General features: G+C 50.4%; 29 protein-coding genes, 1 tRNA gene and 1 other RNA gene. 16 read left to right on the top strand and 15 right to left on the bottom strand.

Features of this window, described 5'->3' with window-relative positions:
• Positions 1-128 precede the first annotated feature (128 nt).
• Complete coding sequence (locus NHAL_RS20850; RefSeq protein WP_049780690.1) at positions 129-335, top strand: hypothetical protein; 207 nt, start codon at positions 129-131, stop codon at positions 333-335.
• A 102-nt stretch (positions 336-437) separates the two neighbouring features.
• Here NHAL_RS20850 and NHAL_RS21330 read toward each other — a convergent pair whose 3' ends face one another.
• Both NHAL_RS21330 and NHAL_RS18180 read right to left on the bottom strand, forming a co-directional pair.
• Positions 438-584, bottom strand: a complete 147-nt coding sequence (locus NHAL_RS21330; RefSeq protein WP_013034613.1) for a hypothetical protein — start codon at positions 582-584, stop codon at positions 438-440.
• A 248-nt stretch (positions 585-832) separates the two neighbouring features.
• The gene (locus NHAL_RS18180; protein WP_203434339.1) at positions 833-1,186 is read right to left on the bottom strand and encodes a methyltransferase domain-containing protein; all 354 of its coding nucleotides are present in this window, start codon (positions 1,184-1,186) and stop codon (positions 833-835) included.
• Between NHAL_RS18180 and NHAL_RS21680 the strand changes: the two genes are divergently transcribed.
• From NHAL_RS21680 to tadA, 5 genes are all read left to right on the top strand, one after another.
• Positions 1,181-1,381: a hypothetical protein gene (locus NHAL_RS21680; RefSeq protein WP_203434338.1), complete on the top strand. Its 201-nt coding sequence runs from the start codon at positions 1,181-1,183 to the stop codon at positions 1,379-1,381. The genes NHAL_RS18180 and NHAL_RS21680 overlap by 6 nt on opposite strands.
• A 205-nt stretch (positions 1,382-1,586) precedes the next feature.
• Positions 1,587-1,700, top strand: coding sequence for a helix-turn-helix domain-containing protein (locus NHAL_RS22140; protein WP_238985393.1), 114 nt, complete (start codon positions 1,587-1,589; stop codon positions 1,698-1,700).
• A gap of 82 nt (positions 1,701-1,782) precedes the next feature.
• Entirely contained in the window at positions 1,783-2,271 is a 489-nt protein-coding gene (locus tag NHAL_RS22135; protein ID WP_238985392.1) for an RNA-guided endonuclease InsQ/TnpB family protein, read from the top strand.
• A complete protein-coding gene (locus NHAL_RS22130; RefSeq protein ID WP_238985391.1) occupies positions 2,199-2,402 on the top strand; it encodes a zinc ribbon domain-containing protein in 204 nt (67 codons plus the stop codon). The genes NHAL_RS22135 and NHAL_RS22130 overlap by 73 nt, the downstream gene beginning before the upstream one ends.
• Positions 2,403-2,554: 152 nt before the next feature.
• The gene (gene tadA, locus NHAL_RS18170) at positions 2,555-3,004 is read left to right on the top strand and encodes a tRNA adenosine(34) deaminase TadA (RefSeq protein ID WP_041355191.1); all 450 of its coding nucleotides are present in this window, start codon (positions 2,555-2,557) and stop codon (positions 3,002-3,004) included.
• A gap of 2 nt (positions 3,005-3,006) precedes the next feature.
• On the opposite strand, the gene NHAL_RS22360 is transcribed toward tadA, so the two are convergent.
• Both NHAL_RS22360 and NHAL_RS18165 read right to left on the bottom strand, forming a co-directional pair.
• Positions 3,007-3,237 (bottom strand): Uma2 family endonuclease, encoded by a 231-nt coding sequence (locus tag NHAL_RS22360; protein ID WP_338040077.1) that lies wholly within the window; start codon positions 3,235-3,237, stop codon positions 3,007-3,009.
• Entirely contained in the window at positions 3,173-3,568 is a 396-nt protein-coding gene (locus NHAL_RS18165; RefSeq protein ID WP_338040050.1) for a Uma2 family endonuclease, read from the bottom strand. The genes NHAL_RS22360 and NHAL_RS18165 overlap by 65 nt, the downstream gene beginning before the upstream one ends.
• A 516-nt stretch (positions 3,569-4,084) precedes the next feature.
• On the opposite strand from NHAL_RS18165, the gene NHAL_RS18160 reads away from it, so the two are divergent.
• Complete coding sequence (locus tag NHAL_RS18160) at positions 4,085-5,431, top strand: porin (RefSeq protein ID WP_013034610.1); 1,347 nt, start codon at positions 4,085-4,087, stop codon at positions 5,429-5,431.
• A 191-nt stretch (positions 5,432-5,622) separates the two neighbouring features.
• On the opposite strand, the gene NHAL_RS18155 is transcribed toward NHAL_RS18160, so the two are convergent.
• Positions 5,623-6,147, bottom strand: a complete 525-nt coding sequence (locus NHAL_RS18155) for a zinc ribbon-containing protein (protein ID WP_013034609.1) — start codon at positions 6,145-6,147, stop codon at positions 5,623-5,625.
• Positions 6,148-6,392: 245 nt separating this feature from the next.
• Here NHAL_RS18155 and NHAL_RS18150 point away from each other — a divergent pair, with 245 nt between their 5' ends.
• A complete protein-coding gene (locus NHAL_RS18150; protein ID WP_013034608.1) occupies positions 6,393-6,881 on the top strand; it encodes a disulfide bond formation protein B in 489 nt (162 codons plus the stop codon).
• Between the two features lie 144 nt (positions 6,882-7,025).
• Here NHAL_RS18150 and infA read toward each other — a convergent pair whose 3' ends face one another.
• The 9 genes from infA to NHAL_RS18110 all read right to left on the bottom strand — a co-directional run bounded on the left by infA (position 7,026) and on the right by NHAL_RS18110 (position 14,320).
• Complete coding sequence (infA, locus tag NHAL_RS18145; protein ID WP_013034606.1) at positions 7,026-7,244, bottom strand: translation initiation factor IF-1; 219 nt, start codon at positions 7,242-7,244, stop codon at positions 7,026-7,028.
• Between the two features lie 52 nt (positions 7,245-7,296).
• A complete protein-coding gene (locus NHAL_RS18140; protein ID WP_013034605.1) occupies positions 7,297-8,016 on the bottom strand; it encodes an arginyltransferase in 720 nt (239 codons plus the stop codon).
• Positions 8,017-8,242: 226 nt separating this feature from the next.
• Positions 8,243-8,968, bottom strand: a complete 726-nt coding sequence (gene aat, locus NHAL_RS18135; RefSeq protein ID WP_013034604.1) for a leucyl/phenylalanyl-tRNA--protein transferase — start codon at positions 8,966-8,968, stop codon at positions 8,243-8,245.
• 60 nt (positions 8,969-9,028) lie between these two features.
• Positions 9,029-10,252 (bottom strand): EAL and HDOD domain-containing protein, encoded by a 1,224-nt coding sequence (locus NHAL_RS18130; RefSeq protein WP_013034603.1) that lies wholly within the window; start codon positions 10,250-10,252, stop codon positions 9,029-9,031.
• 117 nt (positions 10,253-10,369) lie between these two features.
• Positions 10,370-10,969, bottom strand: coding sequence for a recombination mediator RecR (gene recR / locus NHAL_RS18125; RefSeq protein WP_013034602.1), 600 nt, complete (start codon positions 10,967-10,969; stop codon positions 10,370-10,372).
• Positions 10,970-11,009: 40 nt separating this feature from the next.
• Positions 11,010-11,330 (bottom strand): YbaB/EbfC family nucleoid-associated protein, encoded by a 321-nt coding sequence (locus tag NHAL_RS18120; protein WP_013034601.1) that lies wholly within the window; start codon positions 11,328-11,330, stop codon positions 11,010-11,012.
• 48 nt (positions 11,331-11,378) lie between these two features.
• Positions 11,379-12,974: a DNA polymerase III subunit gamma/tau gene (gene dnaX / locus NHAL_RS18115; RefSeq protein WP_013034600.1), complete on the bottom strand. Its 1,596-nt coding sequence runs from the start codon at positions 12,972-12,974 to the stop codon at positions 11,379-11,381.
• 246 nt (positions 12,975-13,220) lie between these two features.
• An RNA gene (ffs, locus tag NHAL_RS20740) (signal recognition particle sRNA small type) lies at positions 13,221-13,317 on the bottom strand.
• Positions 13,318-14,229: 912 nt separating this feature from the next.
• Positions 14,230-14,320 (bottom strand) — tRNA-Ser (locus NHAL_RS18110).
• Between the two features lie 269 nt (positions 14,321-14,589).
• Between NHAL_RS18110 and rho the strand changes: the two genes are divergently transcribed.
• The 8 genes from rho to NHAL_RS18070 all read left to right on the top strand — a co-directional run bounded on the left by rho (position 14,590) and on the right by NHAL_RS18070 (position 23,509).
• Positions 14,590-15,846: a transcription termination factor Rho gene (rho, locus tag NHAL_RS18105; protein WP_013034599.1), complete on the top strand. Its 1,257-nt coding sequence runs from the start codon at positions 14,590-14,592 to the stop codon at positions 15,844-15,846.
• 67 nt (positions 15,847-15,913) lie between these two features.
• Positions 15,914-16,849, top strand: a complete 936-nt coding sequence (gene miaA / locus NHAL_RS18100) for a tRNA (adenosine(37)-N6)-dimethylallyltransferase MiaA (protein ID WP_013034598.1) — start codon at positions 15,914-15,916, stop codon at positions 16,847-16,849.
• Positions 16,850-17,201: 352 nt separating this feature from the next.
• Positions 17,202-17,468, top strand: a complete 267-nt coding sequence (hfq, locus tag NHAL_RS18095; RefSeq protein ID WP_013034597.1) for an RNA chaperone Hfq — start codon at positions 17,202-17,204, stop codon at positions 17,466-17,468.
• A gap of 47 nt (positions 17,469-17,515) precedes the next feature.
• Positions 17,516-18,667 carry a ribosome rescue GTPase HflX gene (gene hflX, locus NHAL_RS18090; protein ID WP_013034596.1) on the top strand — a complete coding sequence of 384 codons (1,152 nt, stop codon included), beginning with the start codon at positions 17,516-17,518 and terminating at the stop codon, positions 18,665-18,667.
• A gap of 130 nt (positions 18,668-18,797) precedes the next feature.
• A complete protein-coding gene (gene hflK / locus NHAL_RS18085) occupies positions 18,798-20,045 on the top strand; it encodes an FtsH protease activity modulator HflK (RefSeq protein WP_013034595.1) in 1,248 nt (415 codons plus the stop codon).
• On the top strand, positions 20,045-20,959 hold the full coding sequence (gene hflC / locus NHAL_RS18080; RefSeq protein WP_013034594.1) for a protease modulator HflC: 915 nt from the start codon (positions 20,045-20,047) through the stop codon (positions 20,957-20,959). The genes hflK and hflC overlap by 1 nt, the downstream gene beginning before the upstream one ends.
• Before the next feature lie 68 nt (positions 20,960-21,027).
• Positions 21,028-22,221, top strand: coding sequence for an ATP phosphoribosyltransferase regulatory subunit (locus tag NHAL_RS18075; RefSeq protein ID WP_013034593.1), 1,194 nt, complete (start codon positions 21,028-21,030; stop codon positions 22,219-22,221).
• Entirely contained in the window at positions 22,214-23,509 is a 1,296-nt protein-coding gene (locus tag NHAL_RS18070) for an adenylosuccinate synthase (RefSeq protein WP_013034592.1), read from the top strand. The genes NHAL_RS18075 and NHAL_RS18070 overlap by 8 nt, the downstream gene beginning before the upstream one ends.
• Before the next feature lie 22 nt (positions 23,510-23,531).
• Here NHAL_RS18070 and NHAL_RS18065 read toward each other — a convergent pair whose 3' ends face one another.
• Positions 23,532-23,894, bottom strand: coding sequence for a Rap1a/Tai family immunity protein (locus NHAL_RS18065; RefSeq protein WP_013034591.1), 363 nt, complete (start codon positions 23,892-23,894; stop codon positions 23,532-23,534).
• Between the last annotated feature and the right edge of the window lie 25 nt (positions 23,895-23,919).

Here is a 23,919-nt window from a genome sequence, read left to right as displayed (position 1 = left end):
GGTATCAAGTTGTACGATCTTGCCCTGGAGCTGGCGCACAAGAGTCTCTGCGATCCGAAGACACTCACCCGTGCCGCACGGGATCATCTCGATACACAACCGGCGTTCGCCTTGGGAACTGCGATGGCTTGAGTGAGGGCTGGGGCTATGAAGTGACCGGCACCGACGTGGTGGAGGCCTATGATCTGGCGATGGCCGCTGCATCCGAGTTGAACGACATTGACGGTGTCGTGGATCAGATCTGGAAACTTATCGAGTCGAATAATAGTGGGTCAATGCAGTTCGTTAGAAGCGCTTTGCACGGACGGATGCGTATGCGTCCTCCATCCAATTAGGCGCAGTACCGTATGTACGTTTTGATGCAGAATCACGTGGCGGCGTAGGGGTCGATTAGTCGGCATGCACCTCGGATTGCGTCCGCATCGTAGTCGATTCACTCAAGGATTTTTGAGCATGGCGAAGGTGGGATTGGCATGTTGAATGACGCACTGCAGATCACACACCGCAAGGCCCACCGTCGGGCTTTCCAGCAATGCCTGCCATGTATCGTCAAGGGTGGTGGTATCGGGCCGGTCCGCGTGCATCCGTTATTGTGGCACCCGGTTGGCGCACCGAACGTCTGGCTGCGTGGCCGGTCGATCACGCCGATCATTGGATGGGAGCTAGGCTTTAAGCCTGCACTCCTGTCCACAGGCGAAACGACCGGAGTCGCGTAGCGGGAAAGACGTGCCCTTATTCGACCGGCCGGGCAACCGCATGGCCGGGAAGCGTGAGACCGTATTTACCGACGAAGACGCCGGGGTCCGGAACGGCGGGCGCCATTCCTAGTCATTCATTTCTGGTCAAAAAACCCGCATAAGCTTATCATCAAAAACCAGATCGGGCCAAATTTTGAGTGTTGCAATAGCTGCGTGAACACTTCGCCCGGCGCATACAGATGCTCGGCCACCTCACTGGCGGTGACGAAGTCGTAAGTTTGCCGCAACGCCGCAGGGTCCGGAGCGTAGAAGGGGTCGTAGATCGCCATACCATAACCCGCCTCGGTAAACATCAACGACAGGGTTGGCCCTGGTCCGCTGCCGAAATCCAGTCCCCGTGCCGGCGGGGCTACCCTCGCACACACGGATTTGAACAGCCGCGACAGAAATCGGCGATATGCCGGGTCGCCTGGGTCGTTGTCATGCAAATCGTACTGTGCCTTCTCGGCTGTCGGCGACAAGCGGTAGGTGGGCGGCACGAACACCAACCGGCAACGGTTGCATTGACGGTAGGGCCGACGCGGGTCCTGGTGATAGAAAACGGTGCACTCGTGGCGGCACAAGGGACAGTGCATGGGCGATCATTTCTCCATGGGTGGGTAACAGTTAGCTGTAATTTATGAAAACCTGCCAAAATTTAATTTTTTTCTCATGGTGCTCAAGGAAAAAGATGAACGCTTCCCTAACCATTGCTGTAAGCGTCCACCCTTGCGATATGGCTTTGAGCCAGTTTATGAGTTCTTCAGGATTACAAATGCTTGTGCGCTTCATTTTGGTTTATGATAGGCGTATAAACTGATTATTTTTGACGGACATTATCTTACCAAGATGCTCCTAGCGCACAAGATTGAGTTAAGGCCCACCGTGAGCCAGGCCACGTACTTAGATAAGGCGTGCGGGTCTAAGCGCCATTGCTATAATAAATTGCTGGAGCGAAAATAAATGGAGCCAATCGTCTGCCTATCAGCACTATATCCAGGTTATCCGGCCCGAACACCCGTGGTATGAGGAAATCTCAAGCCGAGTGACGCGCAACGCCATTGATGACCTAGAGCATGCCTTCAAGCACTTTTTTAGTCGGGTGAAGAAGGGAGAGAGGCCCGGTTTTCCTAGTTTCAAGAAAAAGGACGTGAATGATAGTTTTGCCCTACGTGAGCGGACTAAATTTGAGGTCAGGGGCCGCAAGCTGAGAATCGAAAAGCTGAGCACTCTTATCCCAATGCGCCAGCGGTTGCGCTTTGAGGGAACGCCTAAGCAAGTGACTATCAGCAAGCGAGCGGGCAAATACTTCGCCTCTATTTTGGTAGACACTGAGCACTACAAAGACTATAGCCAAAACAGAGCGCCTTCTGTGGGCGTTGATTTGGGTATTCAATCACTGGCCGTGACCTCGGACGGTGAGGTTATTCCAGCCAATCATAGGTTTTTCCCTCCAGCAAGATGTGCTCAGGTTGCGGCCAAATTCATGACATCACGCTGGCAGATAGAGCGTTGGCGTGTGATTGCGGATTGACCATAGACCGCGATCCCAATGCCGCGATCAATTTAAATCAGTACCGTCGGGACACGCTCAAGCCAGACGTTAAACGCACACCAGAGTCGAGTAAGACCGCTCTAGCGGCGTCGGTGTTGACGGTGAAGTGACTAGACTATTCCGGACACACGAATTCAAGTCATCTTAAGGATAAAATAAGGAGAGTGTGTTGTGATGAGTACCAAGAAGAAAGCGAATCAGGATGTCTACGACGGAGTCAACGCCAATATGCCAGCAAGTTTCTTCTGAAATACTCCTTCCCATGAACGGGGACATAGAATGGATGCACCATGCCTTGGTTCTTGCGCGGCATGCTGAAGAAAGGGGAGAAGTCCCGGTGGGGGCGGTGTTGGTGCAGGAAGGGGAAATGGTTGCCGAGGGTTGGAATTGCCCTATTACCGCCAAGGATCCTACCGCCCATGCTGAGATCCAGGCCATTCGCGCGGCTAGTCAGCAGCTTGGCAACTACCGTTTAGTGGGCACCACCCTCTATGTCACTTTGGAGCCCTGCGCCATGTGTGCTGGCGCCATCATCCAGGCTAGAATTCAACGGGTGGTTTTTGGGGCCTTTGATCCTAAAGGGGGGGCAGCAGGGAGCGTATTGAGCATTCTTCCCGGCGACCGTCTCAACCATCAGGTCCAATGCCAAGGGGGTATTCTGGCAGAACCCTGTGGAGCGATTCTATCCGCCTTTTTCCGCGCCCGGCGGTGATTTCACAGGTCTTCATAGACCACTGCCAAGGGCAATGCCATGTTCAAAGATTTCAATAGTATGGTTTCACCCGCCTCATAGGTCTCTAGCCACCATTCCTCTTCATCGCGGCGCCGATAGAGTTCCACCTTTGGTTGCTCTTGGGAAACCAATAAATATTCCTTAAGACTAGGCAATTGCTGGTAGGCCAGCAGTTTCTCCCGCCGGTCGGTGGCCTCTGTCGCTGGGGACAGGACTTCGGCGATGAGGCAGGGCTGCGTTAAATATGCGTATGTAGGGTTCCCTATCGTCAGGGGCGCAACTGACCACCACATCGGGATAATAGAACGAATCCGCGCTCCCAATACGGACCTTCATATCCGAGATGAAAGCCCTGCAAGGATCTCCCCGCAGGTGGCTGCGAAGGGCAAAATGGATGTTCCCGGCGATAAGGCTGTGTCTTTGGCTTGCTCCTACCATGGCAAAGACTCGTCCAGCAATGTACTCGTGGCGGACGTGGTTTCGTAGCTCGCCTGCTAAGTATTCTTCAGGACTTAAGAAGCGTATCCGGGCTTGGGATGTCATCACATCGTACCTTGTTGGCAAGTCAATTTGAGTGCCTCAGCATAAGCTTCGAGGCCTTGTTTAGAGAGGGTGAGTGGCAAGGCCCTCCTGCCTCAAATTTAGCATGCCCTTCCTTCTTCTCCAATGGTGGAGGCAAGATTGTTGTAAAAATAATACAGTAAAAATGCTAAGAGGGTATGCCATAAAGGAAAAGCTATTGTTCCAGGGTAATTCACAACCTATTGAAAAATAATCAAATAAAATTAGACACAATTGAATATTGATTAAAAGTTCTCTATGGTATAAAACTTAAAGAAGATTCTTTGACTATTGAAACAAGCTATTGAGATAAAGAAAATTTAAAGATCAAGATGGCCCTGTCGATAGGTAAGGGCAATAATGATGGCTAGGGTTCAATAATATTGTTGTAAAAAAGCCTTGCAATCACTTTTAAAGTGGCTAGAATGCCACAAGCACCTCAGACCGCAGGGTTTAGAGTAATGGTGATAATCAGCTTCTACTGAGAAGGGGGTATTTATGAAAAACTTTAAGAAAACCAAGCTTGCCGTGGCTGCCGCCGCCGCCATGGGGCTTTCGCTGCCCGCGGGGGCCGTTGTCGTAGTGGGCGGGGAGAACGGTTGGGAAGTCAGCTTTGACGGTAATATCAACCAGTTCTATGTGTGGACTGATCCAGAAGCTCGGCCTAATGGTGTAATTGGCGGTAATATGAACGCCCTGGAGGAAGACTCCAGCCGTTTCCGTACCGGGCTGATGCCGGCCCTGTTTAGCTTTAATGTGAAGGCCCCCACCTGGAATGGCTTGGATATGGGAGCCCGAGTCAGTTTTGCCGGCCAAACCAATAATGCCAATACTAAGAACAGTGATCTCGGTACTGAATTGGGGTTCGGTCATCAGGGTATCGGCAAAGTAAGAAATGATTCCACCGATGATTTAGGCTCCAATATTGAATTTCGGGAAGCCTTCTTTACTGTGGATGGGACCTTTGGCCAGGTCCTCTTGGGGCGGACCTTATCCCTGTTCATGGGCAAGAATATCCTGACTGATCAAACTCTGTTTGGTGTGGGGGCCACTGGCGACGTCCACGGGGGTGGGTTTACCCTGGGACGGATTGGTTATGGCTATCTCTACCCGAACTTCAACTCCCAGATTCGCTGGACCAGCCCCGATATGATGGGCTTCAAGGTCTCCCTGGCAGGGGTGGACCCTTCCCAAATCTGCGGTGAGGGGTTCGCTGTTAATCCTGCGACGGGTGATGTAGTTCCTGTCGCCAGCGGTGTGAACTGTGTCACCGAGACTGACACTCCCCGTGGCGAGGGCGAGATCAGCTATGCCGGCACCTTCAATAATGGCAGCTATCAGATCTGGGGCTCTGGAATGTATCAAAATTCTGAACTCCAGGGTACGGGTAATGACATTGATGTCTGGGGCTGGACTGCGGGTACCCAAGTTCAGTTTATGGGCTTTGAACTCACCGGTTCCTACTACGATGGCGAAGGTCTAGGCACTTCCTTCCTCCTGGATGCGGACTCTTTAGATGCAACTGGGGAGAAGCGTGACAACAAGGGGTGGTTGGTGCAAGGAGGCTATACCATTATGGATCGCACCAAGGTGGCGGCAAGCTATGGCCGCTCTGAAGCGGATGAGACTTCCAACGACAGCAACTGCCGTACTGGTAACGGTCCCTGTGTGGGCGCCAGCGGGGCGCGAATTGAGGAACAGCGTTCCTATGTGGTGGGTGTCTATCACGACGTTAATGCCAACCTGAAGCTGGTGGCCGAATACTCCCGCGTGGAAAATGAGTGGCATGATGGCCAGGAACAGGAAGCTAATGTCGTGGGTGTTGGCGGTTATTTCTTCTGGTAAGCAAATTATTCCTACTGTTTGAGGGGGCGCTGCGGCGCCCCTTTTTGGCTCTGTAACTCAACATGGGCAGGACTTACACAGTTTGCCATACCCCCATAGGTGAAAATCTAATCATTGCCTGAAAAAACTGGATACCCACCTTTGCGGGTATGACGACTTCGGGTCTTTTGAGTCAGTCCTGATGGAGTAAATTATTGGCTCTCCTTGGTTCGTTTTAGGCGCTTGAAGAGGGTATGGTGGCATTTGGGGCAGGGGGGGAGACGGCCTGCTTTGTGAAAATGGAGGCGTTCACCGCAGCTTAAGCAGGCAAAGGTCCCGATACCCACGATCTCGCCCGTGTGGTAATCCTGGGCATGGCGGGCTTGCTCTGCCCAGAGGGCCAGTTCAAACCGGGTTTTATCAGCGACTTGGGAAAAAGCATCTAGCAGTTGTTCTTCGATAAGCTCAAGATCGAGCATGAGCCAATCGCTGAGGGCTTTGCTAGTATCGGTCAAATATCTCGCCGCGTCTTCTAGATCCCGTCGTAGGTAATCGCCTAGCTGATCGGCTTCTTCCTGACTCAATTCACCTAATTCAACCGCTTTTTGCTTGGCGGCCTCAATGCCCTTTGGGACTTCGGGTTTCGCCTTTTCTTCTTCGCCCAACATAGAACGCACACGGCTTACCATTTTATGGTAAGCACGGGACAGTTTATCTTCTCTATCCTGTGTATTCATCTCAATTTTCCTATTTTCAGTCTTCCTATTTCTCTAAATACATTGTAGTTTGGCTCAAAAGTCGAGGGGGAGTAAAGTGTTATAAGAGGGATAAGTATCTTGGCAAAAATTTTGAGAAGAATTATGGTCGGTTTTGCGTTGCTCAACTACCCCGACAGGCCGACAAGTCGTGTGTACTGGGCGCACGAAGGGGCTTTCACTTATAGATACTTTTATTAGGATGAGAAATTTAAGGAGTGGGTTTTATGGGGCTTTCCGTTCGGTGGACATTTTTTTCCGGCTTTTTGCTCTGTGCCTTAATGCTGGCGATAGCAGGTTATTTCCAGTTTGTTGAGGGTTTGGAGCCTTGTCCTCTTTGTATCTTATCCCGCATGGTGGTACTTGCTATTGGGGGAGTGTTTTTAGTGGCGGCGGTCCATAACCCTAAAGGTTGGGGATTGAAGGTCTATGCCTGGCTAGGGTTGGTTATTGCTTTAGTGGGGGTAGGTCTGTCTGGGCGCCACGTTTGGTTACAGAACCTTCCCCCCGATCAGGTCCCTAGCTGTGGTCCTGGTCTAAGTTTTATTTTAGATAATTTTCCCTTAGCCGAAGCTTTGGAATTGGTGTTTCGGGGCTCTGGTGAATGTGCTGAAGTCCAATGGAGTTTTTTGGGGTTGACCATACCAGGATGGACCTTAGTGGCATTTTTATTCTTAGGGGGAGTCAGTCTATGGCAGATGCGGCGAACCTACTAGCCCTAGGAAAAGCGGCAACCCAATTGAAGGGTCGTGAAGTTGCGATAATCCTGGTCGGCTCTGGCCACTTAGGTTATGAGATAATCGCCTAAGGCATTATTTAAGTTTATAGGAGAGGTGAGGGGGAAAGCGGGGAGAGTGACGTCAGCGGGAACGATAAACGATTCGACCCTTGCTAAGGTCATAGGGAGTGAGTTGGACAGTGACTCTATCCCCGGTAAGAATACGAATATAGTGTTTGCGCATTTTGCCAGAGATATGGGCGGTAATGATGTGGCCGTTTTCCAGTTCTACTCGGAACATGGTATTGGGCAGGGTATCAACCACTGTTCCTTCCATTTCGATGCTCTCTTCTTTTGCCATGCAGTTTCCAATGACCTCCTTGGGGTTGATGGTAATAGATAGCTAAATTTTATCATGTTTCTTCAAAAATGCTCCACTTTTTGCTTTGATAAACCTCTAAAGGGCGAAAAGCCGATTTATATTGCATTTTTTGGCAAGCTTTAATCCAGTAGCCAAGGTAGACATAAGGTAAGTTGAGCCTTTTGGCCTCATTGATTTCCCAGAGGATAATATAAACACCCAAACTGCGTCTTTTGAGGGTAGGGTCGAAGAAACTATAGACGGCTGAAATCCCATCGGTGAGGGTATCTGTCACTGCAACAGCAAGTAGTTTGTTATTTTTAGCATCACGAAACTCGATTAAGGAGGTTTCGCTCCAGCCGCTCGCGATAAAACTGAGATAATCTTCAGGCGTTGAGTTGTCCATGCCACCTTTGGCATGGCGGCCCTTAAGGTAGCGATAAAAAAGATCAAAATGCTCTGCACGAAATTCCACCGGGCAGCAAATAGCACTTAAATCCTGGTTGATTTTCCAAGCGCGTTGCTGACTACGATTGGGTTGGAATTGATCTACGGGAATCCGTACAGCTAGGCAAGCAGAACAACGGGGGCAGTGGGGTCGATACACGAGGCGGCCACTGCGACGAAAGCCAAGACGGGCTAGGGCGCTATAGCGTGTTATATCCATGGCGACTTTGGGATTAGCAAAGAGGTTGGTCGCCGTTTGGCCGGGTAGGTAGCCGCAAGGATGGGGAGGGGAGAGGTAAAAATCCAGGTTTGAGTGGGAGGCCATCGCTATAAGTATCTCAGTGAAAGTTTTGAAGTATTCCTGGAGCGAGCCGGTAGTGTGGAGCCAGGGGACAGGGAAGTTCCCACACCGATTCGCCAGGAGCGAATCGGGACATCCGGAGGATGCCCTCAGGGGGCGCGCCAGGGAGGGCGCGCATCAAACCCTTTTTTCAGGGAGGAAAAACGGGTTTGTGGAACACTACCGGCTCGCTCCTAAAACACCTCATATTTTATTCATAGGTACTTATCTTAAAGTCGGGGTCGAAGTGCCATGGTCCTTTAATCGGGGGGCTATTGCAGAACTGTTGCAGCCAGTGAAGAAATTCGTTCCGGGAGAGGGTCTGGGCCCCCAGGCGCTGTAGGTGCTCAGATTGGATCTGGCAATCGAGGAGGGGAAACCCCCACCGTTGGAGTTGACGGCAGAGATAGACTAGGGCCACTTTAGAGGCATCTGGGCGCTGGCTAAACATGGATTCGCCAAAAAAGATACGACCTATGCTTAACCCATAGAGTCCTCCGATTAGCTCATCTTCTTCCCAAACCTCTGCGGAGTGAGCTATCCCTATTCGGTGGAGGCGGAGATAGGCATTTTTCATCTCGGCAGTGATCCAGGTTCCCTCGGTATCTCGGCGAGGGCCAGCGCAAGCTTGAATGACCCCTGGAAAATCTTTATCTAGAGTAACCCGATAAGTTCCTTTGCGCAGTCGTTTGCGCAAACTTCGAGAAATATGCAGTTGTTTGGGAAAGAGGACCAGGCGTGGATCCGGTGACCACCAGAGTATGGGTTGCCCCTGGTTGTACCAGGGAAAGATACCCGCTCTGTAGGCAGCGATAAGCCGCTCAGGTGACAGGTCGCCGCCCACAGCCAGCAGTCCGTTAGGTTCGGTCAGCGCTAATCTAGGATCGGGAAAGGCGCTAGTTGGCCTGTTGGAATCTATGCAATAAAGCTCGCCCATGGGAGGATTAACTCGAATATCTTATCTTACTCCTCACCCTAGATTTTATCATCAGATCTGTTAAAAGCGTTTTAGCTCCTCTTCAATTTCTGTTGCCCAAGCCAGGGCCTCGAGATAGGATTCTTTCACTGTGCTTAGAGGCAACGGTCCATAGCGAAGCTGGTCCCAGTCACCCTCTTCGTAGGCGAGAACCGTATTCAGAATTTGGCCCGCCAATCCTTCGTGCTCCAAAATGGCTGCCTTTGCTTCGTCGGCAAGGGGAAGGGATTTAAGCAATTGGTTTAAAGGGGTATTAAGCAACACGTCTAGGGCAGAAAATAATCCGACTGAAAAAAAAATTTCGTTGGGGGTTTTCGCAAGGCTTCTTCCCAGCAATTCACACATGCGGGCACGGATAAAGGCGGTGGTGCGAATTTCGTTCGGTCTATCGTCAAGTCCAGTGAGGGCTAACAGGCTGGCCCATGTTTTAATTCGCTGTATCCCCAGAGTAATGATGGCTTCCCGGGAACTTGCAAGTTGGCGCCGAAGGCCAAAAAAGGCTGAATTAACCAAACGGAGCAACTTATAACTTAAGGTGGCATCCTGGCGTATGAGCGCATCTAACTCATCCACCATGGCTTCTGGATTCTGTAACTTTACTAATAGGCGTAGGGTCAGTTGGCGTGAGGGGGAAACCCGTTGTTGGGAATAGCTGTTGAGATGAGTGCTGAAACTTCCTTGAATAAGATCAAACCCTAGTGATTTACATAGCTCGAATTCAAGGGGCTTATTAACATTCTTAGCGACTAATTTGCTCCGCTGTTGTTGGAGCAGGCTGACTTGATGTTCCAGCTTGTCCGTATCTAATAACTTGAAGTCTAAAACAATAAACTGGGCAACCTGGGCTAAGGGATGGGTCTGGGGGGGCAAGTAATCCAAAAGGGCTAGCCGGTAGCCTTGTTTACTAAGCCCTTCCAGAGTCAGTAAATTGGCTTCGTCAAAGGGCGCACGAGAGGGGGTTTCAAGCACTAATTGGTTTTTGGGAAATTGGATCAGGGTTTGTTTTTCCATCCCCGCGGGTTTCAAGTCTACAAAGGTTTGGTGCCGACCCACCATGGTTTGAAGTCCTCGCCCCGCTAAGGCGGTGATTAAATCACGGTGATTTTCCTCGGAGCACCCTTGGGCTTGAGGGTAATAGCTTAATTCATAGGCATAAAACTCTAGATGTTGATTATAGATTGGCTGCCGCAAGAGGACACCAGGGTAAGCCTTAAGTCGGTCAATGGTAGTTTGCGGGTCAAGCATAATTTACTTTGCAACGATCCAAATCCGTCCACAATAGCCTATCAATTTAGTATTTCACAACGATGTTTAAGACTATTATCGGGTGGGTAGTACAGAACTTGAAGTAGCTTAAACCTGTTATAAATGGTGTCGGCCTTGGAAAGCATGGGATAGGGTGCCTCTATCAACAAATTCAAGTTCGCCGCCTAGAGGAACCCCATGGGCGATGCGACTTACGGTGATACCGCGGCTTCGTGCCAATTCACTGAGGTAATGGGCTGTTGCTTCACCTTCGACGGTGAGATTAGTCGCTAGGATAAGTTCGCGAATCTGATCTGTGTCTAAGCGTTTTGCTAATAAGTCCATCCCTAAGGCCTCGGGACCAATGCCGTCCAGGGGTGAGAGATGGCCCATTAAGACAAAGTACACACCGGGATAGGCCGTGGCCTGTTCGATGGCTTGAACATCGCTGGGCATCTCTACGACGCAGAGTTGGCTATGATCCCGTTGGGGATCAGCGCAGAGGGGACACAGATCAGTTTCGCTTAAGATACGGCATGCCTGGCAGTGAGTAATTTTGCCAAGGGCTTCCAGCAATGCCTGGGCTAGGCGTTGGCCCCCTTCCCGGTCAGATTCCAGCAAGTGAAAGGCCATGCGTTGTGCAGATTTGGGGCCAACGCCGGGGAGGCAGCGCAGGGCTTCAACGAGGCGCCCTAGTGAAGGACCAAATAAATTCACGAGGGGTAGGCGGTTACTTTTAGGGTAATGTTGGGTTAACTTAAAATGGCATCTTAAAGCCGGGAGGAAGCATGCCGGAAGTCATGCTTGCCATTTTTTCCTTTGACTGGGTTTCTATCTGACGGACCGCATCGTTAATTGCTGCGGCGACCAGGTCTTCTACCATTTCTTTATCTTCTTGCCATAGTTCGTTGTTGATGGTAATGCGTCGGCAGTCATAGCGTCCAGTCATAACGATGCTTACCATGCCGCCTCCTGCTTGGCCGGTGACTTCCATGTTGGCCAACTCCTCCTGGGCTTTTTCCATATTTGACTGGAGTTGCTGAGCTTGTTTCATTAAATTGCCAAGTCCACCTTTCATTATCTTAACTCCTCGGTGTGGTTTGTCTCGGGTTTTGGGAACAGGGGATTATTCCTGTTCGGGCTTCGTGAGGGGACGGACACTGTCTAGGGGCAGCCGGGCATTAAAGGTTTCACGAAGTGCTTTAATGTTGGCATCTTTTTCAATAGACTCTACTGCAGCTTGTTGCCATGCTGCATGTTCCTTTTCACGTCTGGCTGCCGCTGTATCAATGTCGGTTGTTGAATCTGCAATCCGAATAATTAATTGAATCGACTTGCCATAATGCTCTTCTAGAGCTTGCCGTAGACGTTCCTCCGCGCGTTTGTTGTGAAGGTTGGCCATATTCGGTGCTAGCTGCAAATATACGGTATCTTTTTCGCACCGTTCTAGGGCACAATTTTCTGCCAGTTGCCGGGCAACAGCAGTTAATTGTAGCTGGGTGACTAGTTTTGGCCAATGATCGCTGTTTGAAAGGGGAGGAGTGTTGGGCTGTGATACCGTAGGTGGAACGGACGGAACCGCTCTTGTTTTTTCTGCTTTGGGAACAGTATCAGCGGAGGGCTGGTGGGAGGAAGCGCCACTGACTGGATGAAAACACAACATCCGTAATAGTATCATTTCAAACGCCCCACGCGGATCAGGTGCATAGGCAAGGTCGCGGCTGCCAATAAGTCCAATTTGGTAAAATAACTGAACATCCTCAGGCGTCATCCGTGCAGCAAGGCCATGAAACGCCTCGCGCTCATCGATATCGTCAACCGTGTCTGGGGCGAATTGGTAGAGGGCAAGCCGTTGTAATAAATGCAGCAAATCTGCCAGTATCGAGGGGATATCGACTGAGTTGTCGCAGATTTCCCGTACTTTTCCAATTAATTCTTGTCCATTGCCCGCTAGAAGGGCGTCGAGCAGTACTAGTAAGTCTCGCTGTTCAATGTTGCCTAGCATGGTGCGTACGTCGGTTGTCGTTACTTGCCCCCCGCCATAGCTGATGGCCTGATCTAGAAGGCTGAGGGCGTCACGCATGCTGCCTTCAGCAGTCCGGGCGATCAAAGTCAATGCTTGAAACTCTGAGGGAATTTGTTCTTCACTGAGGATCTTATCCAAGTGGCTAGCAATGACTTGGGGGGTGATACGCCGCAGGTTAAACTGGAGACAGCGGGAAAGCACCGTCACAGGTAATTTTTTGGGATCTGTGGTGGCTAGCAGAAACTTGATGTGAGGCGGCGGTTCTTCCAAAGTTTTGAGCAAGGCGTTGAAACTTGATGTGGAGAACATGTGGACTTCATCGATAAGATAAACTTTATAGCGACCGCGGCTTGGCGCATAGTGAACGTTTTCTAATAATTCGCGGGTATCATCTACTCCCGTGCGAGATGCGGCATCTACTTCGATGAGATCCACAAAACTCCCGGCATCAATTGCCTGACAGTTCTGGCAATTGCCGCAGGGTGTCGATCCTACTCCCTCCTCGCAATTAAGGGATTTGGCAAGAATGCGGGCCAGAGTCGTTTTGCCTACACCCCGAGTCCCCGTAAATAGAAAGGCATGATGCAAGCGGTCATTATCCAGGCCATTGATTAAAGCCCGGACCACATGCTCTTGGCCCACCAATTGGGTGAAGTTACGAGGTCGCCATTTTCGTGCGAGGACTTGATAGCTCATGGGATTCAATAACCCGCTTTCTGTTCAGCGGCGGCGGTATATCCATGTATCATATTTTATATCCTGCCGTCGACTCATTTGCATTAATTTGAGAAAACTTCAACCAGGATAGCGTATTGGAAGAAATAGAGAGTTTGTTCTCCTGGATTGAGGAGGGCTGCCGGCGTGAGCCGACTAAAAACGAACTTAAGTGATGTCCCCGCGGATTAGAGGATAGAAAGGGCTGGGTCTAGCAATGGCGGCAGCTCGTACCAGCCACACCCCGGCACACGAATCCGTTGTTACCGCTGCTCCCTTCCAGGCCTGACGGGGTTCACAACATATCGTTGCGAGGGGACCGGCGCGAGCCACCATTGTGGATCACTACGATTTTGTGTCAAGATTTTTGGAGTTTCATCAGGGCTAACTTCGATTTTGTCCATTCAAAATCTTGTCAGTCCGACAAATTCACGTTTTTTAGCAGTCTCTTGGCAATGGTGTTACCGTGACTTTACCGTTCCACGCGCTTTGACTTCGGACCCTCCCGGCCCTAGACTTCCAAAAAAACATTAAAATTATACCGCGAATGTGGTGTTAAAACAAGAATTAACCGATTTCCTACTCAAGGTGCCCGCTTGTATAGGGCACTAGACGAACCATCCCATCTCGTGAGCTTGCTGAGAAGTAGCCCATGTCTTTGCGTTCCTTGTAAAGGTGTAATTAAGTTGCTATGATACGATATTAAAGATGTTGAAACATTTCATGTTGCCCTCAGGATTGTGAAAGGTCCTCAACTCCCAGGGATCGTCATACCGATAGTTTAATTTACTTGTGGGGAGCCGAGGCCAGTATTATTAGGCTCGGTTGATATCTTTGATAGCGCTTGGATCCTAAAGTAACCCTTAAAGAAACTGCTTTCCTCCATTCATTTCCCATGTTCTCGTAATGAAAAATCCTGAACCTGAAGTTGAATTTATGAGGCTGGATAGGGATAGGTGGACCGTCATCAGTGTGGGTGAAAAAATAGCCAAAAGTAAGTATAAATTAAGGCGAATCCAAGACTATAGGGAAAAGGTAATCAAGTAACTGCCTGAGCAAGTCGGCTCAATTATGGAGAGCAGGGAGAAAAAGGGTTTTTCAATCCTTTTCTTGTTAAAGCCATCTACCGCGGTACAGTGTTTTAATCCGCGCTCCGGTGGCTGGGTAAGTGGGATCTAATCCTCTTAAGATTCAGGAAGAAAGCCCGAACTTTAGGCCTCGGGGCCTTAATTTAATTTGGCGGAGAGGGAGGGATTCGAACCCTCGATACGCGGTTAGCGTATACACACTTTCCAGGCGTGCGCCTTCAACCGCTCGGCCACCTCTCCGAAGATGGAAGTTCTAAAGATTAACCTAGAATGCCCGAAGGGGCAATTTATAATAGCACAATATTTGGATAATTTTTCATTGTAATTGGATTCCTATCAGGGCTAGACGGGGGGGATTTTTGGTGGTAATTTCGCAACTTAGCTAAGCATCACCGTCTAAAATCCAGCTCCTTCAAATTCCTCCGTTTGTGAATTGTGCCCGGGTAACCAGGGTATCTTTGCATTAACCATTCAACATACATTGCCTCACAACAACTAGACGGACTTTCATGAATCTGACTGAACTCAAGACGAAGAGTGCTTCTGAACTCTTAGATATTGCCCAGTCCATGGGGCTGGAGGGTATGTCTCGTCTGCGCCGGCAAGACCTTATCTTTGCACTGCTCAAAGCTCATGCAAAGAATGGCGAGGATATCTACGGCAGCGGGGTACTGGAATTACTCCAGGATGGATTTGGCTTTCTCCGTTCGGCGAGTGCTTCCTATCTTGCCGGGCCTGATGATATCTATGTCTCGCCCAGCCAAATAAGGCGTTTTGGTCTTCGTACCGGGGATACCATTGAAGGCAAGATCCGACCTCCCAAAGAAGGAGAGCGCTATTTTGCCTTGCTTAAGGTTAATAACATCAATTTTGAGCCGCCAGAGCAATCCCGGAACAAAGTATTGTTCGAGAATTTGACTCCCTTATTTGCTAATGAGCGCTTAGTCTTGGAGCGAGGCAATGGGAGTACGGAGGATCTGACCCCCCGGGTCATAGATCTGATTGCGCCAATTGGCAAGGGACAGCGGGGACTTATTGTTTCTTCCCCTAAATCGGGAAAAACTGTGATGCTCCAGAATATCGCTCAATCTATCACTGCTAACCATCCGGAGTGTTATCTCATTGTCCTGCTGATTGATGAGCGGCCCGAGGAGGTCACTGAGATGGCCCGTTCCGTGCGGGGTGAGGTGGTCTCCAGTACTTTCGATGAGCCTGCAAGCCGTCACGTTCAGGTGGCGGAGATGGTCATCGAAAAAGCCAAACGGCTAGTGGAGCACAAGCGGGATGTGGTGATTTTATTGGACTCCATTACTCGGTTGGCCCGCGCTTATAATACGGTGATCCCTTCCTCGGGCAAAGTCCTGACTGGTGGTGTTGATGCGAATGCGCTACAGCGGCCAAAGCGTTTCTTTGGCGCGGCTCGTAACCTAGAGGAGGGCGGCAGTTTGACTATTATTGCTACCGCCCTTATCGATACGGGTTCGCGCATGGATGATGTCATTTATGAAGAGTTCAAGGGTACCGGTAATATGGAGATTCACCTGGAGCGAAAACTTTCTGAAAAGCGCATCTATCCAGCCATTAATATCAACCGCTCGGGTACGCGTCGGGAGGAACTTCTCACTAACCCAGAGGATCTTCAAAAGACATGGATTTTACATAAGCTACTAGCCCCCATGGATGAGGCGGAGGCCATGGAGTTTCTACTTAATAGGCTAAAAGAAACCAAGACTAACGCTGAGTTTTTCGATTCCATGAAGCGATAGGCCTGCGCTGTTTTGCCCTTGTCTTCAAGTTAAGTATCCATTCTCACTTTAGCTTACTGGCAGTTTTATGCTTACCCGGCCACCTGCACTATTTCTCATGGGGCCGACTGCTTCCGGTAAAACTGAGCTTGCGTTGATGCTTGCCAAGCACCTGCCTTGTGAAATTATCAGCGTCGATTCAGCCCAAGTGTATCGTGGTATGGATATTGGCACTGCCAAACCCAACCTAACGCTACGGCACCGCTATCCTCATCATTTGATTGATATTCTCGATCCGGCAGACACTTATTCGGCAGGTCGCTTTCGTGCTGATGCCTTGGCCTTAATGAAGACGATTAATCAACGGGGGCGCATCCCCCTCCTGGTCGGGGGAACCATGTTGTATTTTCATGCCTTAAGACATGGGATCTCTCCTCTTCCTCCGGCTAATCCGGAAGTTCGGGCTGCTATAGACAGGGAGGCAATGGCGATGGGTTGGGAGGCTTTGCATCGCCGCTTGGCTGAGCTAGATCCTGTAGCTGCACAACGTATCCATCGCCATGACCCTCAGCGTATCCAACGCGCTTTGGAGGTCTTCCAATTGACGGGCAGGCCTTTGAGTGAGTTAATCGCTGATACTCAAGAAGCTGAGTTCCCCTATCGAGTTATCAAGTTGATTTTAGCGCCTAGGGAACGGGCCTCCCTCCATACCCGTATTGAGCAGCGCTTCTATGCCATGCTTGAAGCAGGGTTTTTGGAGGAAGTTAACGACTTATTTAAACGCCCGGATCTGAGTGTAGAGCTTTCTTCCATCCGCGCGGTAGGGTATCGTCAGGCCTGGCTTTATTTACAGGGGCGATTTTCTTTCCCTGCCATGGTTGAACAGGCTATTACCGCGACTCGGCAAATGGCTAAGCGGCAGCTGACCTGGTTGCGGCGGGAGGAGGATGCTATCCATGTTGATCCTGATGAAAAAGACTACATGGAGAAGGCATGGCAGCAACTAGAGGCGGCACTCACTTAGGCCCCTTGAATTTGTCGCTCCTAGCCGCGAGCGTGTGCTAGACTTTAATTCGGGCCAGTGGATAAAGAAGACGAAAAATTGCACATAGAATGGGATATCGGTACTAAGTAGGTGTCGTTATATCGAGATAACGCAGCAAAATGTAGACCCTAGTTGGAAAATAAAGCAACTCTTTGCTGAGTAATTGGTCTATAAATTTGCTGAGTAATTGGTCTATAAATAAGTGGTGACTGAGAAGAGAAATAATAACATTTTGTGGTGTGATTATCTCGAAGCCGGATAGGCGCTTAGCACGCCTTCTCTCTGGCCTTATCTATCATTGAAAACAAGAATTACGAGGGAGAAAAGGCCAATGTCACGTGGGCAGTCGTTACAAGACCCCTTCCTTAATGCTTTGCGTAAGGAGCGGGTTCCAGTTTCGATCTATCTTGTTAATGGGATCAAATTACAAGGGCAGATAGAATCTTTTGACCAATTTGTTGTTTTGTTGAGAAATTCTGTCAGCCAGATGGTATACAAGCATGCCATTTCCACGGTCGTACCTGCACGCAACGTTAAATTATCCAGCAACGAAGGAGGGAATATCCATCATATCGGAGGATCGCAATCTGCCGATTAAGGCTACATTTTATCCCAGGTTGACTGAAAAATTCCAGGGGAATTGCATTGTTTGAGCATCCCAAGGGCAGTGGGAAGTATAGCTATAGCGCTATTTTAGTCCATATTCACTTTCATGTGCCTGCTTATGCTTATCGTGAGGAGCAGGCAGAGTTTAGAGAGCTTGTTTCCTCTACAGGCATAGAGGTCATCAGGACCATCGCTGGGAGGCGCCAGGCTCCCCATCCTAAATATTTTATTGGCCGGGGTAAGGTTGATGAAATCCGTGGTCGGGTGGATGCTGAGCAAGCAAATTTAGTCGTATTCAACCATGATCTGAGCCCGGCCCAAGCGCGTAACTTGGAGCAATCTTTGCAGTGCCGGGTATTGGACCGAACAGAACTTATTCTTGATATTTTTTCCCAACGGGCCCGCTCCCATGAAGGTAAGTTACAGGTAGAGCTGGCGCAGCTCCAGCACCTCTCTACTCGCTTAGTGCGTGGTTGGAGCCACTTGGAGCGCCAAAAGGGTGGTATTGGTCTGCGGGGGCCTGGTGAAACGCAGCTAGAAACGGATCGCCGCTTGATTGGTAATCGTATTCGGCAACTCCACAAACGATTAGGACGAGTAAGGAAACAGCGCCATCAGAGTCGGCGTTCGCGGCACAAGGCGCAAGTGCCTACCATTTCCCTAGTGGGTTATACTAATGCCGGTAAGTCCACCTTGTTTAATCGCTTAACAACGGCCCAAGTTCTGGCGGATAGCAGGCTATTTGCGACTCTAGATCCCACGTTGCGGCGTTTGCGGTTGGCAATGGTTCGGCCTTTGGTATTGGCTGATACTGTAGGTTTCATTCGTAACTTGCCCCATGATTTGGTAGAAGCCTTTCGCTCTACCCTGGAGGAGACCCGCGATGCGGCCTTGTTGCTTCATGTCGTCGATGCTTCTTCGGAAGAGCGTCAGGTGCTCATTGCCCAGGTGAACAGAGTCCTTCAAACAATTGGTGCAGAGGAGGTTCCTCAACTGGAAATTTATAATAAGATTGATCAAATAGAGAATTGCCAGCCGCGACTGGAAAGGGACGCTTCAGGTCGAATCTGTCGAGTGTGGTTGTCGGCTGCTAGCGGTGAGGGTATTGAATTGTTGCGGCAAGCGTTGGCCGAGTATTTCCCGGCGAAGGAAACCGTTGTGAACTCACAGCAGGCGATTCGAGCTTGCTAGTGGTGGAACTTGCCGGCTGGAGTTATGTCCCTGTAGAATGAATGTCAAGTTACTGTCAATATTCTCCTTGTGAATAACCTGCAGGTATTTATTAATGGATACCCGCACAACAGTTGGAGTAGGTAGATTAATGGCTTGGAATGAGCCGAACGAGAACAAAGACAAAGACAAAGATCCTTGGAATAAAGAAGGGGATCAATGGGGTAAAGGTGGCGACCAACAAGGGCCACCAGACCTTGATGAAGTCATCCGCAACCTGAAGGCCAAACTTAGTGGGCTGTTCGGGGGTAGGGGTGGAGGCGCGCCAAGTGGTGGTCGTCCGCCCTTAGGTCGCGGCGGCAGTGTTGTAGGCGTGGGTCTGTTGGTATTGATCCTTGCTGTGGTGTGGCTGCTCTCAGGCATTTATATTGTTGCCCCCGCCGAGCGCGGTGTGGTGTTGCGTTTTGGCCAATATGTCACCACGACTGAGCCAGGACCTCACTGGCACATTCCCTATCCTATTGAGAAGGTAGAGCTGGTGGATGTCTCCCAGATCCGAAGCTATGAGATCGGTTACCGCTCTACGGGTAGGGGGCGGGCGGGATCGCCGGTACCCACCGAGGCGCTGATGCTCACCGAAGATGAAAATATTGTGGATATTCGGATTGCGGTCCAATATCGGGTCAAGGATGCGGCCAATTATGTCTTTAATGTGCGCAATGCGGATATTAATCTGCGCCAGGTGGTCGAAAGTGCTCTTCGGGAAATCGTGGGTAAGAACACCATGGACTTTGTTTTGACCGAGGGGCGTAGTGAAATAGTGCTGCGGACGGAGAAATTAGCGCAGGAGATTTTGGACCAATATAATGCAGGATTGATTGTCACCAGTGTGAACATGCAGGATGCTCAGCCGCCGGAGCAGGTGCAAGCGGCCTTTGCGGATGCCATCAAAGCGCGGGAAGACCAACAGCGGTTAAGGAATGAGGCCGAGGCGTACGCCAACGATATTCTTCCTAAAGCACGGGGTGCCGCATTCCGTAGGGTCCAGGAAGCGGAAGCCTACAAGAACGAGGTTGTTGCCCATGCTGAAGGTGAGACGGCTCGTTTTGCCCAGGTGTTGAAGGAGTACCTAGAGGCGCCGCAGATTACTGAAGAGCGGCTTTACCTGGAAGCCATGGAGTCGGTGATGGATCGCAGCCGTAAGGTAATGGTGGATGTCCCCGAAGGCACCAATGTCTTTTATCTGCCTCTTGATCGTATGGTCCAGGAGGGAAGATCGGAGGAGCAGCGTGCGATTTCCCTGGATCAGTTGTCCCCTTTCGGCAAAGAAACCTTGGAGAGGGAGGCGCGCGCACGCCAGAGCAGTGCTGACGATAGCCGGAGTCGGAGGGCGCGGTAATGAGTAAAAGCTTTAGTATCTTGGCTGCCCTCCTGGTAGTCTTGTTAATCATTGGCTCGCAGAGCGTTTTTATGGTCGATGAGCGAGAGCGAGCGCTCTTGTTATGGTTGGGTAAAATCGAGCGTGCGGATTTTGAGCCTGGTCTCCACTTCAAAGTGCCGTTTTTTAATTCGGTGCGTAAATTTGATGGTCGGATTCTTACTCTGGATGCAGAGGCTGAGCGCTATCTCACGGTTGAGAAGAAAAACGTTATCGTTGATTCCTTTGTCATGTGGCGGATTAGCGATGTGGCCCAGTACTACCGGTCCATGACGGGAGATGAGAGTCGCGCTGCCTTGCGCCTATCTCAGATTATTAAAGACGGCCTGCGGAGTGAGTTTGGGCGCCGTTCCATCCAGGAGGTGGTTTCTGGGGAGCGTGCGCTTATCATGGAAACCATGGCAAGGCGGGCGAATAACCAGGCCAAAGAGTTTGGGATTACGATTGCGGATGTGCGCATCAAGCGTATCGATTTGCCCAAGGATGTTAGCGATTCGGTTTACGCCCGGATGGAGGCCGAGCGGCAGCGAGTGGCCAGTGAGCTACGCTCACAGGGGGCCGAGACCGCTGAACGCATTCGTTCGGAGGCGGACCGGCAGCGTACCATTATCCTGGCGAACGCCAAAAAAGAGGCCGAAAATATTCGGGGTGCGGGGGATGCTATGGCAACCAAGGTTTATGCAGAGACCTTTGGCCGGGATCCACAGTTTTATGCCCTTTACCGCAGCCTAAGCGCGTATCGCAAGGTTTTCGCGGAAGGAGGAAACAATCTCCTGTTGCTGGAGCCCAAAGGGGAATTTTTCCGCTTCTTTAATCCTAAGCCGGAATTTGGGTCGGAACCCAACTCAAAATTTGCCAAACCAGAACTTGAATGAGGTGGGTTAGTGTGCGGGTGCGAAGCACCCGCCACCTGCCTTCTCTCCGCAAAGCCTAGTTAACAACAATGCCGATAACTGAACGTTGGCTCCTGCCTGAAGGGGTAGGCGAACTCTTGCCTGCTGAGGCGGAGCAGCTAGAGCGCGCGCGACGTGTGCTGATTGATCTTTTCCATTCCTGGGGTTACAAGCTTGTAGTGCCTCCCCTCATTGAGTATTTAGAATCCCTGCTTACTGGTGTGGGAACTGATTTGGAATTGCAGACTTTTAAGTTCACCGATCAGCTGACGGGTCGGTTAATGGGCGTGCGTGCTGATATTACCCCCCAAGTAGCTCGAATTGCCGCTCATCGCATTAAACGAAAAGGCATTGTTCGGCTATGTTATATAGGCAGTGTATTGCACACCTTACCCCAGGGTCTGGGAGGGGCTCGTAACCCCATTCAGGTGGGGGCCGAACTCTATGGTCATGGAGGCATTGAAAGTGATCTAGAAGTTCTACGGTTGGCTTTGGAGGCTCTAGAGAAGGTAGGCATTAAACAAGCCCATCTAGATCTTGGCCATGTAGGGATATTCCGAGATCTTGTGTCCCAAGCAGGATTGTCACCTGAGGAAGAATATACCTTGTTTGATGCCCTGCAGCGTAAGGCTCAAGATGAGATGGACTTAATGCTGCGGAATAATGGCGTGGGTTCAAAACTTCGGCGTATGTTTACGGCCCTAACGAACCTCAATGGGGGCAACGAGGTCCTTGCTGAAGCGGAACAGGTTCTGGCAGGGAGCGGAGTGGAGCAAGCATTAACGACCTTAAAGAAGGTGGCTGTGCTGGCTGATAAGTATTTACCCCAAGTGCCTATCCATTTTGATTTAGGCGAACTTCGGGGCTACCGCTACCATACAGGTCTTGTCTTTGCCGTCTATATTCCTGGCCGTGGACAGGCGGTTGCCCAGGGGGGACGTTACGATGATATTGGAGAAGTCTTTGGGCGGGCCCAGCCAGCCACTGGCTTTAGCATAGATTTAAAAGAATTAGTGACCCTTAGCGGCAGCATTTCGGCTCCCTGTCAAGGGATTTATGCCCCCTGGTCAGAGGATCCCGACTTTGAACAAGAGGTGGCCCGTCTGCGCCAGCAAGGGGAGCAAGTTGTCTATGGGTTTCCTGGTACCGCTAATGGCTTTGAGGAATTGGACTGTAATCGAGAGTTGGTACTAGAAAAGGGGCAATGGCAGGTCACAGAAATAAGGAAGCTAAGGCGTGGCTAAAAACGTCGTGGTGGTAGGTTGCCAGTGGGGCGACGAGGGCAAAGGGAAATTAGTTGATCTCCTGACTGATCGCGTGGGGGCGGTCGTCCGTTTTCAGGGAGGACACAATGCGGGCCATACCTTGGTGATCAAAGGTGAGAAAACTGTCCTTCATTTGGTTCCTTCTGGAATCTTGCGAGACAACGTCTTGTGCATGATTGGCAATGGAGTGGTGGTCTCTCCGAGTGCTTTAATGGAGGAGACTAGAATGCTTGAGGAGCGGGGCATACCCGCTCGAGAACGTTTGAGGATCAGCTCTGCCTGCCCCCTTGTTTTGCCCTACCATGTTGCACTTGATCGGGCACGAGAGGTTGCTCGTGGGGAGCGAGCAATTGGTACGACTGGCCGTGGTATTGGTCCAGCCTATGAAGATAAAGTCGCACGCCGTACCCTAAGAGTAGGCGATTTATCTGATGAAAGTAATTTTGCGGCCAACCTGGCTGAAATTATGGATTATCATAATTTTATCTTGCGGGAGTACCACCGGGCTGAACCCGTTAGCTGTGAGCAGGTGCTAGAGCAGGCTTTGGAGTTTAAGGCGGAATTTAGCCATTTAGTCGCCGATGTGCCGATGTTGTTAGCCCAACTCCGACGAGAAGGGAAGAATATTCTGTTTGAAGGGGCTCAGGGGGCTTTTCTGGATATTGATCACGGCACTTATCCCTTTGTGACATCCTCCAATACGACTGCCGGTGGCGCATCGACGGGAAGCGGGGTAGGACCACGTGATTTGGACTACATTGTTGGAATTACTAAGGCCTATACAACGCGGGTTGGGCATGGCCCTTTTCCTACGGAATTAGGGGATGATATTGGTACCCATCTGGCTCAGCGGGGACAGGAGTTCGGTGCGACTACCCGTCGCCCTCGGCGTTGCGGTTGGTTAGACTTAGTCGCATTACGGCGCGCAGCCATTATTAATGGTATCACCGGCCTTTGTGTAACGAAGCTGGATGTGCTGGATGGTCTGGAAAGATTACGCCTCTGTGTGGCTTATCGTACTAATGGGGAATGCTCTGAAGCACCGCCGGGTAGTGATGCTCTCCTTCGCTGCGAACCTGTTTATATGGAATTATCAGGTTGGCAAGAATCAACGGCTGGAATAACAGAGTATGACCAGTTACCAGAAAATGCCCGGCTTTATCTTGAAAAAATAGAAGAACTTTGCGGTGTTCCCATTGATATTATCTCAACCGGGGCAGATCGGGAGCAAACCATAATTTTGCGTGATCCTTTCGCAGATAACTAATTCCAAACCTCTCCGTATAAAGCTAGGGAGTGGGAGTGCAAGGAAAGGCTTTGGCAAGGGCATGGGCAGCAATATCAGAAGCCCCCTCACCGCGGACTGAAGGGTGCTTTTTAAGCCAATTAACGGCAATCTCAACGACATCTCCTTGAGTGGCATGGCTTGGGAGGCAGGCATACCATCCTCCAATTTCCCTGTCTCCTACTCCTAAGACATCTGCAATGGCGGCCACATAGCCTATACAGTAGGCTTTGGCCTGAATGTCATTTTTCGCAGTGCAGTTCTTAAGTAGCTGATTTCCATTTTGAAAATCACTCCAGGCTATCTGAGGTAGCAGTAGATACAGCCACAGGCCTAAGGTTAAAGTTTTAAACTTGTGGTTTGCCATGCTATTGCCCCCTATTCATAAAACC

This window comes from Nitrosococcus halophilus Nc 4 (genome assembly GCF_000024725.1).
Lineage (GTDB): Bacteria > Pseudomonadota > Gammaproteobacteria > Nitrosococcales > Nitrosococcaceae > Nitrosococcus > Nitrosococcus halophilus.
This window is presented reverse-complemented; position numbering and strand designations above follow the sequence as displayed.